The sequence below is a fragment of the Ruania rhizosphaerae genome (genome assembly GCF_009805705.1).
Taxonomy (GTDB): domain Bacteria; phylum Actinomycetota; class Actinomycetes; order Actinomycetales; family Beutenbergiaceae; genus Ruania; species Ruania rhizosphaerae.
The window spans coordinates 51,920-65,193 of the sequence record NZ_VSMB01000013.1 but is presented as its reverse complement, the minus strand read 5'-3'; the positions used below and the strand labels follow the sequence as shown (position 1 = coordinate 65,193).

10 protein-coding genes are annotated in these 13,274 nt (G+C 68.8%); 9 read left to right on the top strand and 1 reads right to left on the bottom strand.

The window, feature by feature from the left end; translation table 11 throughout:
• Positions 1-42: 42 nt before the first annotated feature.
• Genes FV560_RS16255 through FV560_RS16230 form a run of 6 tightly spaced genes read left to right on the top strand, consistent with a single transcriptional unit; the run spans position 43 to position 5,657 of the window.
• Positions 43-1,074, top strand: coding sequence for a LacI family DNA-binding transcriptional regulator (locus FV560_RS16255; RefSeq protein WP_200837747.1), 1,032 nt, complete (start codon positions 43-45; stop codon positions 1,072-1,074).
• 60 nt (positions 1,075-1,134) lie between these two features.
• Positions 1,135-2,178, top strand: a complete 1,044-nt coding sequence (locus tag FV560_RS16250; RefSeq protein WP_200837746.1) for an ABC transporter substrate-binding protein — start codon at positions 1,135-1,137, stop codon at positions 2,176-2,178.
• A complete protein-coding gene (locus FV560_RS16245) occupies positions 2,175-2,993 on the top strand; it encodes an ABC transporter permease (RefSeq protein WP_200837745.1) in 819 nt (272 codons plus the stop codon). Before FV560_RS16250 ends, FV560_RS16245 begins: the two co-directional genes overlap by 4 nt.
• Complete coding sequence (locus tag FV560_RS16240) at positions 2,990-3,784, top strand: ABC transporter ATP-binding protein (protein WP_159622616.1); 795 nt, start codon at positions 2,990-2,992, stop codon at positions 3,782-3,784. The genes FV560_RS16245 and FV560_RS16240 overlap by 4 nt, the downstream gene beginning before the upstream one ends.
• The gene (locus FV560_RS16235; protein WP_159622615.1) at positions 3,781-4,599 is read left to right on the top strand and encodes an ABC transporter permease; all 819 of its coding nucleotides are present in this window, start codon (positions 3,781-3,783) and stop codon (positions 4,597-4,599) included. Before FV560_RS16240 ends, FV560_RS16235 begins: the two co-directional genes overlap by 4 nt.
• Positions 4,596-5,657 (top strand): amidohydrolase family protein, encoded by a 1,062-nt coding sequence (locus tag FV560_RS16230; protein WP_159622614.1) that lies wholly within the window; start codon positions 4,596-4,598, stop codon positions 5,655-5,657. Before FV560_RS16235 ends, FV560_RS16230 begins: the two co-directional genes overlap by 4 nt.
• Positions 5,658-5,675: 18 nt before the next feature.
• On the opposite strand, the gene FV560_RS16225 is transcribed toward FV560_RS16230, so the two are convergent.
• Positions 5,676-7,022, bottom strand: a complete 1,347-nt coding sequence (locus tag FV560_RS16225) for a multidrug effflux MFS transporter (RefSeq protein ID WP_235020179.1) — start codon at positions 7,020-7,022, stop codon at positions 5,676-5,678.
• A gap of 205 nt (positions 7,023-7,227) precedes the next feature.
• Between FV560_RS16225 and hrpA the strand changes: the two genes are divergently transcribed.
• The 3 genes from hrpA to FV560_RS16210 all read left to right on the top strand — a co-directional run bounded on the left by hrpA (position 7,228) and on the right by FV560_RS16210 (position 13,222).
• Complete coding sequence (gene hrpA / locus FV560_RS16220) at positions 7,228-11,496, top strand: ATP-dependent RNA helicase HrpA (RefSeq protein ID WP_159622612.1); 4,269 nt, start codon at positions 7,228-7,230, stop codon at positions 11,494-11,496.
• 109 nt (positions 11,497-11,605) lie between these two features.
• Complete coding sequence (locus FV560_RS16215) at positions 11,606-12,124, top strand: SprT-like domain-containing protein (RefSeq protein ID WP_159622611.1); 519 nt, start codon at positions 11,606-11,608, stop codon at positions 12,122-12,124.
• Positions 12,125-12,253: 129 nt separating this feature from the next.
• Positions 12,254-13,222: an intradiol ring-cleavage dioxygenase gene (locus FV560_RS16210; protein ID WP_159622610.1), complete on the top strand. Its 969-nt coding sequence runs from the start codon at positions 12,254-12,256 to the stop codon at positions 13,220-13,222.
• The last annotated feature ends 52 nt before the right edge of the window (positions 13,223-13,274 follow it).

The window sequence follows — 13,274 nt, the reverse complement described above, 5'->3', positions numbered from 1 at the left end:
GGCCGTCGCTTCGGGATCGATCCCGATGGAAGGGAATACCTGGTGAGCTCCAGCAACGACTCCAAACCACTGACGCTGGCCGACATCGCACGCCTGGCGGGGGTGAGCCGATCAGCCGCCTCGCGCGCCCTCGATCGCGTCGCCCCCGTCGGAGGCGCACGGGCAGAACGCGTGCGGGCTATCGCGGCAGCGCACGGCTACGTCCCCAACTCCCGCGCGGCCAATCTCCGGCGGCAACGAACGGGGCTGATCGGGGTCGTCGTCCCGCGCCTGACCGACACCGTCATGGCGATGCTCTACGAGGCGATCGTGGCCGAGTGCGCCAAGCGCGGATGCCAGGCGACAGTCGTCACCACCGACGATGACCCCCGAGCTGAGCTCGAGCGGGGACGGGCGCTGCTGGACCAGCGCGTCGATGGCTTCATCGTGACCACAGCACGTACGGACGGTGCGGACCCGCTCCTGCTGGAGCTACGTGAACGCGGCGTGCCCTTCTGCCTCGCCCTGCGCACCGACGGCGAGAGCCCGTCCGCCCTCGGGGACGACGAAGCCGGCGGCTGGATGGCAACCCGGCACTTGATCGACGCCGGACACGCGCGCATCGCCTTCGTCGGTGGCGCTCCATACGCCTCCTCGTCCCAGGGGCGCCGCGCGGGCTACCTGCGGGCCATGACCGAAGCCGGACTCAGCGCACCGCCGGAACTGATCCACGAGACAGACTTCAGCATGCAGGCGGGGGTGCGCACCGGACACCTGCTCCTGGCACTGGCCGAGGTTCCGACGGCGGTATTCACTGCCAACGACAGTCTCGCCGTCGGGCTGATCTCAGCCGCCCTGCGATCGGGGCTGCGGGTGCCGGAGGAGCTCTCACTGGTGGGCTACAACGACACTCCTATCGCAGCCCACCTCGCCACTCCCCTGACCTCGCTGGCCGTACCGTTCGCGCAGATCGCGGCGGACGCCGTCAGCAGGCTCCTGGATGGCGCAGCCGCGACCGACGGGGAGCCGATCACCAGGCGCGCACCCCACCTGGTCTCGCGCGAATCGGTGACAGCTCCTCGTCGTCACAATTGACCTAGCGGGATCGATCCCGCTAACGTGTCGCTCGTCCACCAACGACGAAGGGCGACGACGATGTCCCAGAGTTCTCCCACCTACTCGATGACCAGCACCGCAAGCGTGCCACCCCATCCCTCTTCCAGCCGGGATCGATCTCGTTCACGTCGCATCCCTGCCGCCCTCGCGGCTGGAGCGCTGGCAGCAGCGCTCGCCGCTTGCTCCGCCTCAGGCGGCGGCGACGACAACGGCTTCACGCTCGCGCTGATCGAGCCCGACCTCACGACCGTGCCGCTGATGGCCGCAGCCGAGCAGCTGCGCCAGGACGGGATGGAGATCGACATCGTCGAGCTCGCCGAGCCCGAGCTCGCCATCGAAGGGCTGGCACAAGGCGACTACCAGATCTCGGCCGAGGCGACGAGTCCTGCCCTCATCGCGGCTGAGCGTGGATCGCCCATCCAGATCATCGCCGACGTGATCGGTAACCAGTGGGCCATCTACAGCCAGTCCGACCTGACCTCCTGCGACAGCCTCGTCGGTGAGCCGGTCGGCATCTTCTCCGAGGGTGCGGTAGCCACGGCGATGGTCCGCGATTGGGTTGCGCAGGAGTGCACAGCCGGTGAACCGGAGTATCTGGTGATCGGCGGCTCCGAAGTGCGGGCGCAGGCGCTCGTCACCGGCGAGATCAGCGCCACCGCGCTCGAGGTTTCCGACGTGGTCACCCTGGCCGGCACCACCGATGCCGACTTGCACGAGCTCGCGAACTTCGGCACCTCATTGCCGGACCTGCATCCGCAGACGGTCTACGCGAACTCCGACTTCCTCGCCGACCAGCCGGACCTCGCGCAGGCGTTCGTCGACGCGCTGGTCGATACCCATGCCGAGATCAACGCCGACCCGGCGCTCCTGGTGACCCTCGCGGAGGAACATCTGGGCATCGTCGGAGACGAGAACCTACAGCGGATCGCCGAGACCTACGTCGAGCGCGGTCTGTTCGACGCCGCTGCGCTCACACCCGAGAACGTCCAGGGCACGATCGACTTCTTCGTCGGTGCCGGCGTGGTCGGAGAACTCTCCGCTGAGGATGTGGCCGACCTCTCCTTCATCGAGAACGCCTCATGACAAGTCTCACGCACGAGCCCGAACGGTCTGCCCGCCCGGCGATGCTGAACCGCCTGGACAGTCCGCTCACATACCAGATTCTGACGTTCGCACTCTTCGCGATCGGCTGGCAGATCTACGGCACGTTCTTCGGCGGCCTGCTGGTGCCGACCTTCACCGAGACCGTGGCAGCCCTGGTGCCGACGCTCGTGAGCGCCGAGTTCTGGGAGGCGTTCGTCGTCTCCAACCAGGCGCTGGTCCTCGGCTTTGCCGCGGCCGTCGCCATCGGAGTGCCGACCGGTATCGTGCTCGGCCGGTTCCGCACCCTCGAACGGCTCTCGAACGTCTACCTCAACATCCTGCTCGTCACCCCCATGGCAGCGATCATCCCGCTGCTGGTGATGTCCGTCGGATTCGGCCTCCTCTCCCGGGTGATCCTGGTGACGTTGTTCGCGGTGGTGATGATCATCGTCAATGTCCGGGCAGGCATCCGGCAGGTGGATCCTTCACTGATACAGATGGCCCGCACCTTCGGCGCAGGTGAAGCGCAGATCTGGCGGGAGATCCTGCTGCCCGGAGCGCTGCCGTCGATCATGACCGGGATCCGGCTCGGACTGGGCCGAGCGGTCACCGGGATGGTGATCGTGGAGCTGCTCATGGTCTCCCTGGCCCTCGGCGGCCTCATCCTCGAGTACCGCGGGAGCTTCAACGGCCCGGCCCTGTACGCGGTGATCGTGGCGATCATCGCCGAAGCACTCGTCCTCATCTCCGCCGCCCAGTGGCTGGAACGGCGGATCGCCCCCTGGGCGCCCTCGGCAGGAAAGGCACGTTCATGATCGAGATCAATCAGCTCACCAAGACCTTCACCAGCCAGGACGGCACACCCGTCCACGCCCTCGGTGGTGTGGACCTGACGGTGAACGACAACGAGTTCCTCACCCTGCTCGGCCCCAGTGGCTGCGGCAAGACGACGATGCTCAAGATGATCGCCGGCCTGCAGGGCTGGGATGGGGGAACGATCACCATCGACGGCAAGGCTGTGACCGGGCCGGGCCCGGATCGCAGCATGGTGTTCCAGAACTTCGCACTCCTGCCGTGGGCCACGGTCATGGACAACGTGTGCTTCGGACTACGGCTGCGGGGTACCGAACGCCGCGCCCGAGAAGAGCGGGCTCAGGAACTCATCGAGATGGTGGGCCTGTCCGGTTTCGAGTCCAAGCGGCCCGGTGAGCTCTCCGGTGGCATGCAGCAACGGGTCGGCATCGCGCGGGCACTCGCGGTCGATCCGCAGATCCTGCTCATGGATGAACCGTTCGGCGCCGTCGACGAGCAGACCCGCCGACTGTTGCAGGAGGAGCTGCTCAGCATCTGGGAGCGCAACCGGCTCACCGTCGTGTTCGTGACGCACTCGATGGAGGAGGCAGTCCTGCTCGGCGACCGGGTGGTGCTGATGAGTGCCCGGCCCGGGCAGATCTCCGAGATCGTCGAGGTCCCGCTCGCACGGCCCCGGTCCAGCGACGTCGGTGGGCTCGAGCGATCGCGGGAGTACACCGAGATCACCGCGCACCTGTGGGACCAACTGCGATCCATGCACAGCGAGCATCGTGCCGTCGAGGCCGTGCGATGACCGCCATCGCACAGAGCACCACGCCGCGCACCTCCCGCTCCGTTCCCCGATTCCGGCTGGGCGGTGTCGGAATGAGCGCCCTGTCCCTGACTCTCGGCGTACTCGCCTGGGAACTGGTCGGCCGCGTGTTCGCGCTCCCGTTCTTCCCGCCGTTCACGGTCGTGGTCGGCACGCTCATGGAGATGATCGGCCGGGGCGACATCGTCGGGAACCTCGCGGTCAGCCTCAGCAACCTCGTGGCCGGCTTCACCATCTCACTGGTCATCGGGATCGTCGTGGGAACGGCCATGGGCCGGTACTGGCGGGTGCGTGCAGCCCTCGGTGTCTATGTCTATGCGCTCCTGACAGCACCGTCCTTGGTCTTCGCCCCCATCTTCTTCTCGATCTTCGGCGCCGGGCAGGGGTCGATCATCGCCGTCGTGGTCATGTACTCCACCTTCGTGATGATCATCAACACCGCCTCTGCCGTACAGAACGTTCCGGCAGCGATGCTCGAGATGGGGCGCAGCTACGGCGCCTCGGAGTGGCAACTCGTCACCCGGGTAATCGTCCCGGCTGCGCTCCCGACGATGCTCGCTGGAATCCGGCTCGGGATGGGGCGCGCCGTCCTCGGCATGATCAACGGCGAGATGTTCATCGCCGTGACCGGGCTGGGCCGGCTGGTCACCCAGGCAGGAAAGTCCTTTGACGGAGCAGCGGTGCTCGCAGTGCTGATCGTCATCATCGTCGTGGCCCTCGGCGCCGTCGGACTCGTCCAGATGGTCGACCGGGCACTGACCGGCTGGGTGCCGGATACGAGCAAGGAGAAGTCATGAAGATCGATGCGTTCAGTCACGTGCTCCCACCGCGCTACTTCGCGGCGATGCGGGAACTGGTGACCGACCCACGTGCGCTGACCCGATGGCTCGACCTTCCAGCGCTGCACGACATCGAGGCACGACTGGCAATGATGGAGGAGTTCGGGCCGGAGTACCAGCAGGTCCTCACTCTCTCGTCACCACCCATCGAGCTGCTGGCGCCTCCCGAGGAATCAGCAGCACTCGCTCGCCTGGCCAACGAGACCCTCGCCGAGCTGGTCGAAGAGCACCCGGGCCGGTTTCCGGCCTTCGTCGCCTCGCTGCCGCTGAACAATGTGCCGGCCGCATTGGCGGAGCTGCACTACGCGATCGACACCCTCGGCGCGGTCGGAGTGCAGATGTTCACCAACATGAACGGACTACCCATCGACGACGCCCGCTTCGAGCCGCTCTATGCGGAGATGTCGCGGCGCGACCTACCGATCTGGCTGCATCCGACAAGATCAGCCAGGACACCCGACTACGCCACCGAGACGACCTCACAGTACGAGATCTGGTGGGCCCTCGGGTGGCCCTACGAGAGCAGCGCCGCCATGGCCCGACTCGTCTTCTCGGGCGTGCTCGAACGCTACCCGAACCTGGCGATCATCACCCATCACATGGGGGCGATGATCCCGTTCCTGGAGGGACGGGTCAGACTGGGATGGGCCGATCAGTTCGGCAGCCGCACCCACGGTGACGGGCCCCGAGCCGCCTTGGACGCTCTCACCCAGGAGCCGATCGACTACTTCCGCTCCTTCTATGCCGACACCGCGCTCTCCGGTTCAGCGATCGGCACACGATGCGGTCTGGATTTCTTCGGCAGTGAGCGGGTCCTGTTCGCCTCGGACTGCCCATTCGATCCCGAGGGCGGCCCGATGTACATCCGCGAGATGATCCGGATCATCGATGCGCTCGACATCGGCGAGGCTGACCGCCACCGCATCTACGCGCGCAACCTTGACCGCATCACCCACGGCCGGCTGCTCGGGTCGGCAGCGCTCGGTCCACGGCCGGTCGCCACCACAACGGGCTAACACCGGTGGGAGGGCGTCTCAGCGACCGACGGCCTCCCGCTCGACATCCGCCGGTTCCTCCTGCGTTGCCTGCGCCGAGACGGCAGCCGAGAGTGCCGCCACACGGTCACGCTCGGCTCGGCGCCACTGCCGCCGCACGGCCAGCAGCAGGATGCCGGCGATGCTGATGACGGTGAACATCACGGCCGCCATCGCCAGGGCGGTTCCCCCGAGCAGTCCGCTGACCGGGGAGATGAGGGCTCCCATGACGAACCCCATCGCGCCGTTGAGGGCGGCGGCGGAGCCGGCCCGGTGGCCGTTGTGCTCGAGCACGATCGCCGGAACCGAGGGCATCACGAACCCGACGGTCCCCAGGGTCGGGACGAGGAAGGCGAGCAGCAGCCAGAACCCCTCTCCCTCGGCCACCACGAGCGTGACGACCAACAGTGCCAAGGCGAGCGCCCAGCCCGTGGCGATGGCCGCCGTCACGATGCGTTCCGGACGGACCCTGCGCACGAGTGCACCGTTGATCTGGGATCCGATGGTCACCGCGAGCGCCCCGGCGCCGAAGATGTAGCCGAACTCGCTGGCCGTGAGGCCGAACCCCTCCTGGAACACGAAGGTCGAGGAGGAGACGTAGGTGAACAGGGCACCCATGTACATCGCACCCATGAGCACCGCACCGATGAAGGACCAGTCGGTCAGCAGTGAACGGTAGGACACCAGCGCTGCCCCGACTCCGGCGCTGCGGCGGCGCTCCGGCGGGAGTGACTCCTTGAGGAAGATGGCGGCGACGACCAGCAGCACCGACCCGAAGAGGGCCAGCACGGCGAACATCATCCGCCAGCTGCCGAAATGCAGGATCTGGGCACCGAGCGTGGGGGCGAGGATCGGCGCGACACCGACCACGAGCATCAGCCGGGAGATCACGGTGCCGATGCCCAGGCCGCCGAACCTGTCGCGGACGACAGCGAGTGCCAGCACCATCCCGGCCGCCCCGCTCAGGCCCTGCACCACCCGCAGAACAGTCAGCATCTCCACACTCTGCACGCCGATGATCGCGACCGACGCGAGCACGTACACCACCAACGCGATGAGCATCGGGCGGCGGCGACCGTAGGAGTCAGAGAGCGATCCGACGACGATCTGCCCGACTGCGAGACCCGCCAGCGTGGCGGTCATCGTCAGCTGGACGCTCGCCTGCGTGGTGCGCAGGTCGGTCACGATCTGCGGGAAGGCCGCGAGGTAGAGGTCGATGGTGAGAGGTCCGACGGCCACGAGCGCGCTCAGCAGCAGCACGAATCCGAACCCGAGTCGCTCCTGGACGGGCACGGCGGGGGCGGTCGGCTCTGATGCGGGGGAGGCGTTCGGCGCAGGGGATCTCACAACAGGCCCAACACCCCTCACCCCGCCCCTGTTCCGAAATCCAACGTCGATATGGTGGTGAAGCAGGTCACAGTGTTCGGAGACCGTGGACAGCCGGCAGCGTGGCTCGCACCGGCACCAAGCGAGCCCTGTCAGGAAAAGGTGCTGACACATCAGGGAGAATGGGCCGAGCACGCCCAGACTCCGACCCCGAGCCAACGAACGAGTGAGCGAGACCAACCCCCGCCCCGAACCTGCGCGCCCGAATCACCAGCCCCGGCGCCGCGGGCGTTCCGGTAACCCCCGCCGCGGTCGCTCAGGTGACCCCCGCCGCGGCCGCTCAGGTGACCCCCAGCGCAGGCCGAATCCGAAGAATCAGGGCTACCGGCCGCCGTCGCCGGAACTGATCGCCACCCGGGAGGCCGCCCGCCCGGCCATCTCCTACCCGCCCCAGTTGCCGGTGAGCGCGCGCGTGGAGGACATTGCCGCGGCGATCCGGGATCACCAGGTGGTGATCGTGGCCGGCGCCACCGGCTCCGGGAAGACCACGCAGATCCCGAAGATCTGCCTGGAGCTCGGCCGCGGCATCGGTGGCACGATCGGGCACACCCAGCCGCGCCGGATCGCCGCACGCACGGTGGCCGAACGCCTCAGCGAAGAGCTCTCCGTCCCCCTCGGCGGGGTTGTGGGGTACCAGGTGCGCTTCACCGACCAGGTCTCCGAGCAGACCCTGGTCAAGGTGATGACCGACGGGATCCTGCTCGCCGAAATCCAGCGCGACCCGCTGCTGCGCCGCTACGACACGATCATCGTGGACGAGGCGCACGAACGCTCCCTCAACATCGACTTCCTGCTCGGTTACCTGCACCAGCTCCTGCCCCAGCGCCCCGATCTGAAGGTGATCGTCACCTCCGCCACGATCGACTCCGAGCGGTTCGCCGGCTACTTCGCGAAGGCCGCCGGCGAGACGCCGGTGATCGAGGTCTCCGGTCGCACGTATCCGGTCGAGGTGCGCTACCGGCCCCTCGTTCCCGATGTGGAGGACCCCGACGACGGCGCCCCCTCCTCTCCCGGCGGCTCGCCCGAGCCTCCGGTCACTGGGGGCGAGGATGCCATCGACCAGTCCACCGGCATCTGCGTCGCCGCCGATGAGCTGATGGCCGAAGGCCCCGGTGACATCCTGGTGTTCTGCTCCGGCGAACGCGAGATCCGCGATGCCACCGACGCCCTCGCCTCCCACCTCGGCACGCGCTACGTGAAGGCCGGAACGGCGCGCAACTCGGCGCATGCGGCGAACGCCGTCGAGGTGGTGCCGCTGTACGCCCGGCTCTCCGCAGCCGAGCAGCACCGGGTGTTCGAGGCCCACACCACCCGGCGGATCGTGATCGCCACCAATGTGGCCGAGACATCCCTGACCGTGCCCGGGATCCGGTACGTGATCGACACCGGTACCGCCCGCATCTCCCGCTACTCCAACCGCACCAAGGTCCAGCGTCTGCCGATCGAACCGGTCAGCCAGGCCAGCGCCAACCAGCGAGCCGGGCGCTGCGGGCGCGTGGCTGACGGCATCTGCATCCGGCTGTACTCGGCGCGCGACTACTCCGGCCGCCCGGAGTTCACCGAACCGGAGATCCTGCGCACCTCGCTGGCGTCGGTGATCCTGCAGATGGCCGCCGCCGGGCTCGGGGAGATCAGTGCCTTCGACTTCCTCGACGCTCCCGACCCGCGGGCGATCCGCGACGGCACGCAGTTGTTGCACGAGCTGGGCGCGATCGATCCGCGAACGAACCAGCTGACCTCGACCGGGCGCCAGCTCGCCCACCTCCCGATCGACCCGCGGATGGGGCGGATGATCACCGAGGCTGCACGCCTGGGCTGCCTGCGCGAGGTGATGGTGATCGTGGCCGGGATGTCCGTGCAGGACGTGCGTGAGCGGCCGGCCGAGGCCCAGCAAGCCGCCGACGAGAAGCACCGCCGCTTCGCCGACCCCACCTCGGACTTCCTCGCCATCCTCAACCTCTGGCGCTACCTGAGCGAGCAGCAGCGCGAGCTCTCCTCCTCCGCGTTCCGTCGCCAGTGCAAGGCCGAGTTCCTGCACTTCCTGCGCATCCGGGAGTGGCAGGACGTGCACTCCCAGCTCCGCCAGATGGTCAAGCAGCTGGGGCTCCCGATGGGGCACGAGCGGCACGATCCGGCCACCGACACCAAGGAGCAGGCCGAGGCGAAGGCCGACGCCATCCACCAGGCCCTCCTCGCCGGCCTCCTCTCCCACATCGGCGCCTGGGACGAGCGCCGCCGCGAGTACGCCGGCGCGCGCGGCACCCGGTTCGTCATCTTCCCCGGATCCCATCTGGCCAAGAGGAACCCCGCCTGGGTGATGGCCGGGGAACTGGTGGAGACCTCGCGGCTATTCGCCCGCACCGTGGCCCGGATCAAACCCGAATGGGCCGAACCGCTGGCCGAGCACCTGGTCAAGCGCGTCCACAACGAGCCGGTCTGGTCAGCCAAGCGCGGTGCGGCGATGGTCAAGGAGAAGGTGCTCCTGTACGGGGTGCCGATCGTGGCCGACCGGATGGTGCCGCTCGGCCGGATCGACGCCGAGGTCGCGCGGGAGATGTTCATCCGCCGCGCACTGGTGGAAGGAGACTGGCGCTCCCACCACGCCTTCGTGGCCGAGAACGCCCGGATCCTCGCCGAGGCGGAGTCCCTGGCCGCCCGCGAGCGCCGCCACGATCTGCTGCTCGACGACCAGGGCATCTACGACTTCTACGACGCGCGCATCCCGCGTGAGGTCACCACAGCTGCGCACTTCGACTCCTGGTGGAAGAAGGCCCGCCGCGAGACGCCGGACCTGCTCACCTTCACCACCGAGCTGCTGCTGCCGCAGGCCGATGAGCTCGACCCGGATGCCTTTCCCGACACCTGGCACCAGGGCGATCTCACGCTGCCGCTGACCTATCAGTTCGAGCCCGGCACCGAGACCGACGGCATCACCGTGCACATCCCGGTCGCAGTGCTCAACCAGGTCCGGCCCGCGGGCTTCGACTGGCTGGTCCCAGGGCTGGTCGAGGAATTGATCATCGCCACCATCCGGGCGCTGCCCAAACCGATCCGCCGTGAGCTCGTGCCTGCACCCGATGTCGCCAGGCAGATCGTCGCCCGCCTCCCCGCCTGGGACCAGGTGGCCCCCGACGGCGACCCCTCCTTCCTGGAGGCCTTCGCCGCCGCCGCGGCGCAGGTGCGCGAGGTCGAGGTACGTCCCGATGATGTGGACGTCTCCCGGATCCCGGCCCACCTGCAGGTCACCTTTCAGGTGGAGTCAGAGCGTGGCGCGGTGCTCGGTACCGGCAGCGATCTGGCGGCCCTGCAGCGCCGGCTCGCCCGGGAGTCGGCCGACGCCGTCCGCTCCGCCGTGCGAGGCGCGTTGCGGGAGGCCGGTGGCCCGCTGCCGAAGGACCGCAGGAACGGTGATCGGCGCGGCGGTGATCGCAGCCGAGGTCGGGCCCAGACTGCTGGCTCCTCCACCCCAGCCGGTGCTGGGCTCACCCCGGGGCTCGCCGAGGAGACCGGACTGACCGACTGGCCATCGATCGATGCCATCCCGGCATCGGTCACCTCCACCGGCCCGGGCGGGCTGGAAGTGCGCGGCTACCCGGCCCTGGTGGACGAGGCAGCGGACACAACTGAAGGCTCACGGCGACTCCGTGCCATATCTGGCACGGAGTTCCCCAGGGCCGTCAGTTCTGTCCGGCTCACCGTGCTGACCGACGCCGGCGAACAGGCACTGCAGCACCGCGAAGGCGTCCGGGCGCTCCTCCTGCAGCGGTTGGTGCTGCCCACCAGCCGGGTGACCTCCCGGTGGGACGCCCAGCGCTCCCTGGCCCTGGCCGCAAGCCCGTACGCGAGCACCGATGCCTTGGTGACCGAGCTGCAGCGCGCGGCACTCGCCTCCCTCACCGCCGGCACGGACCTGGCGGGGCTGCGCACCCGGTCCGCGTTCGAGACCCTCGCCACCGGCCTGCGCGACAAGCTGGAGGACGAGACCCACCGCCTCGCCGGCATCGCCGCCGACACCCTGACGGTCTCCCGGGAGCTGGATGCCCAGATCAAGGCCACCACCTCGATGGCCCTGCTGGACGTGCTCACCGATGTGCGGGACCAGCAGGCGGCGCTCATCCACGACGGGTTCCTCAGCACCACCCCGCCCGAACGATTGGGCGACCTGCCTCGGTACCTACGCTCCGCCGTCGTGCGCCTGCAGAAGGCCGCCGAGAACCCCGGGCGGGACGCGACACTGGCCTGGCAGCTCGGAGAGCTGCGGGATGCGTGGTGGGCGGCGGCGCGCAGCGCCGAGCACGACCCGGCCCGGCTCCTCCGGCTCGAGCAGGTGCGGTGGCTGCTGGAAGAGTTGCGCGTGAGCTTCTTCGCCCAGCAACTCGGCACCAGCGAACCCGTCTCACCGAAACGACTGCGCAAGGCGCTCGCGGAGGCCTGAGCGCTGCGCGGTGGGCACCCGCGAACCGAGATCGGCACCCGCGTGGCTCGATGTCGGCGGGTACCGATACCGTCCCTGACAGATACAGCGCGACGATAGGCGGAGGCACGTGGACCTGAACGCAGCCCTGACCCTGGGGCGTGACCTGCTCGACCAGCACGGTCTGACCGATTGGCGGCTGACGCTGGACTCTGCTCGCCGACGGGCCGGACTGTGCCGCTACGACCGGCGCACGATCAGCCTGAGCCGCCACCTGATCCCGCTGCTGGAGGAATCCGCGGTCCGGGACACCGTGCTGCATGAGATCGCCCACGCCCTGGCCGGCCCCCGCACTGGCCACGGACCCCGGTGGCGGGCGATCGCCGTCCAGATCGGCGCCAGTGGCGAGCGGTGCCTGCCGGCGGACGCGCCCGCACCGCCGGCCCCATGGGAGGGGCACTGCCGCGCCGGTCACGTGCACCGCCGCTATCGCCGACCCACGCGGCCGATGGCGTGCGCGACGTGCGCCCGGCGCTTCTCGCCGGAGAATCTCATCACCTGGCGCCACCACGGCCGTGAGGTGGATCTGGGCCCGCGATACACGGCGGAACTTCGCCGAATCCTGGGAGCTGCCGCGCCCAGCCGATGACGCCCTTACGGGCCTTGTGGCGATCCTCGACCGGGCTCAGGGACCTCCCAGCGTTCTCTCGGTATGCCGACAGATGCGCGCTCTAGCGTCTGGCGTCATCACCGACAGTCACAACGCGAGGAGATCGCCATGAGTTCCACCCCGACACTGCGGACCTACGAGGGCCGGGTTCTGCCCCACCAGGACGAGGAGGTGGTGGACCAGGGCCTGGCGTTCGACGTGGCCACGCTGATGTCGCGGCGGACGATGCTCGGCGCTCTCGGTGCCGGGGCGGCTGGATTCGGTCTGGTTGCCTGCAGCGCCGTCACCGATACCGGCAGTTCAGGCGGCGGCACGGCGGGCAGCACCACGTCCAGTACCGACGCACTGACCGAGATTCCGGAGGAGACGGCGGGCCCCTACCCCGGCGACGGCTCGAACGGGCCCGATGTACTGCAGGAATCCGGCATCGTGCGCAGTGACATCACCACGAGCATCGGGGAGTCCTCAGGGGTGGCCGAGGGAGTGCCGATGACGCTCGACCTGACCATCGTGGACCTCGCCGACGACGGCGCGCCCTTCGAAGGTGTGGCGGTGTACGTGTGGCACTGCACCCGTGAGGGTGGGTATTCGATGTACTCCGAAGGCGTGACCGAGGAGAACTTCCTGCGCGGAGTACAGATCGCCGACGAGGCGGGCCTGGTCAGCTACACCAGCATCTTCCCGGCCTGCTACGACGGACGCTGGCCGCACATCCACTTCGAGGTGTACCCGGACCAGGAGAACATCACCGACGTCGCCAACGTCATCGCGACCTCGCAGGTGGCCCTCCCGCAGGACGTCTGCGAAACCGTCTACGCCGAAGCGGGGTACGAGGCGTCGGTGGACAATCTCGCCCGCGTCAGCCTGGACTCGGACAACGTCTTCTCCGATGACGGCGGTGCTAGCCAGCTCGCCACCGTCACCGGGGATGTCGCTGCCGGGTACACCGTGACTCTGACCGTTGGCGTGGACACCACCACCGATACGGGCGGCGGCGGTGCACCGGCAGGCGGAAACGAAGGAGGCCGAGCCCCGGGCGGCCCCGGTGATACGCCCACGGTCCGCGAGGACGCCTGAGAGCAGCGCCGCGGCGATCGGGGCCGGCGCCGGGGCCCCGGGAGCGGCGGCG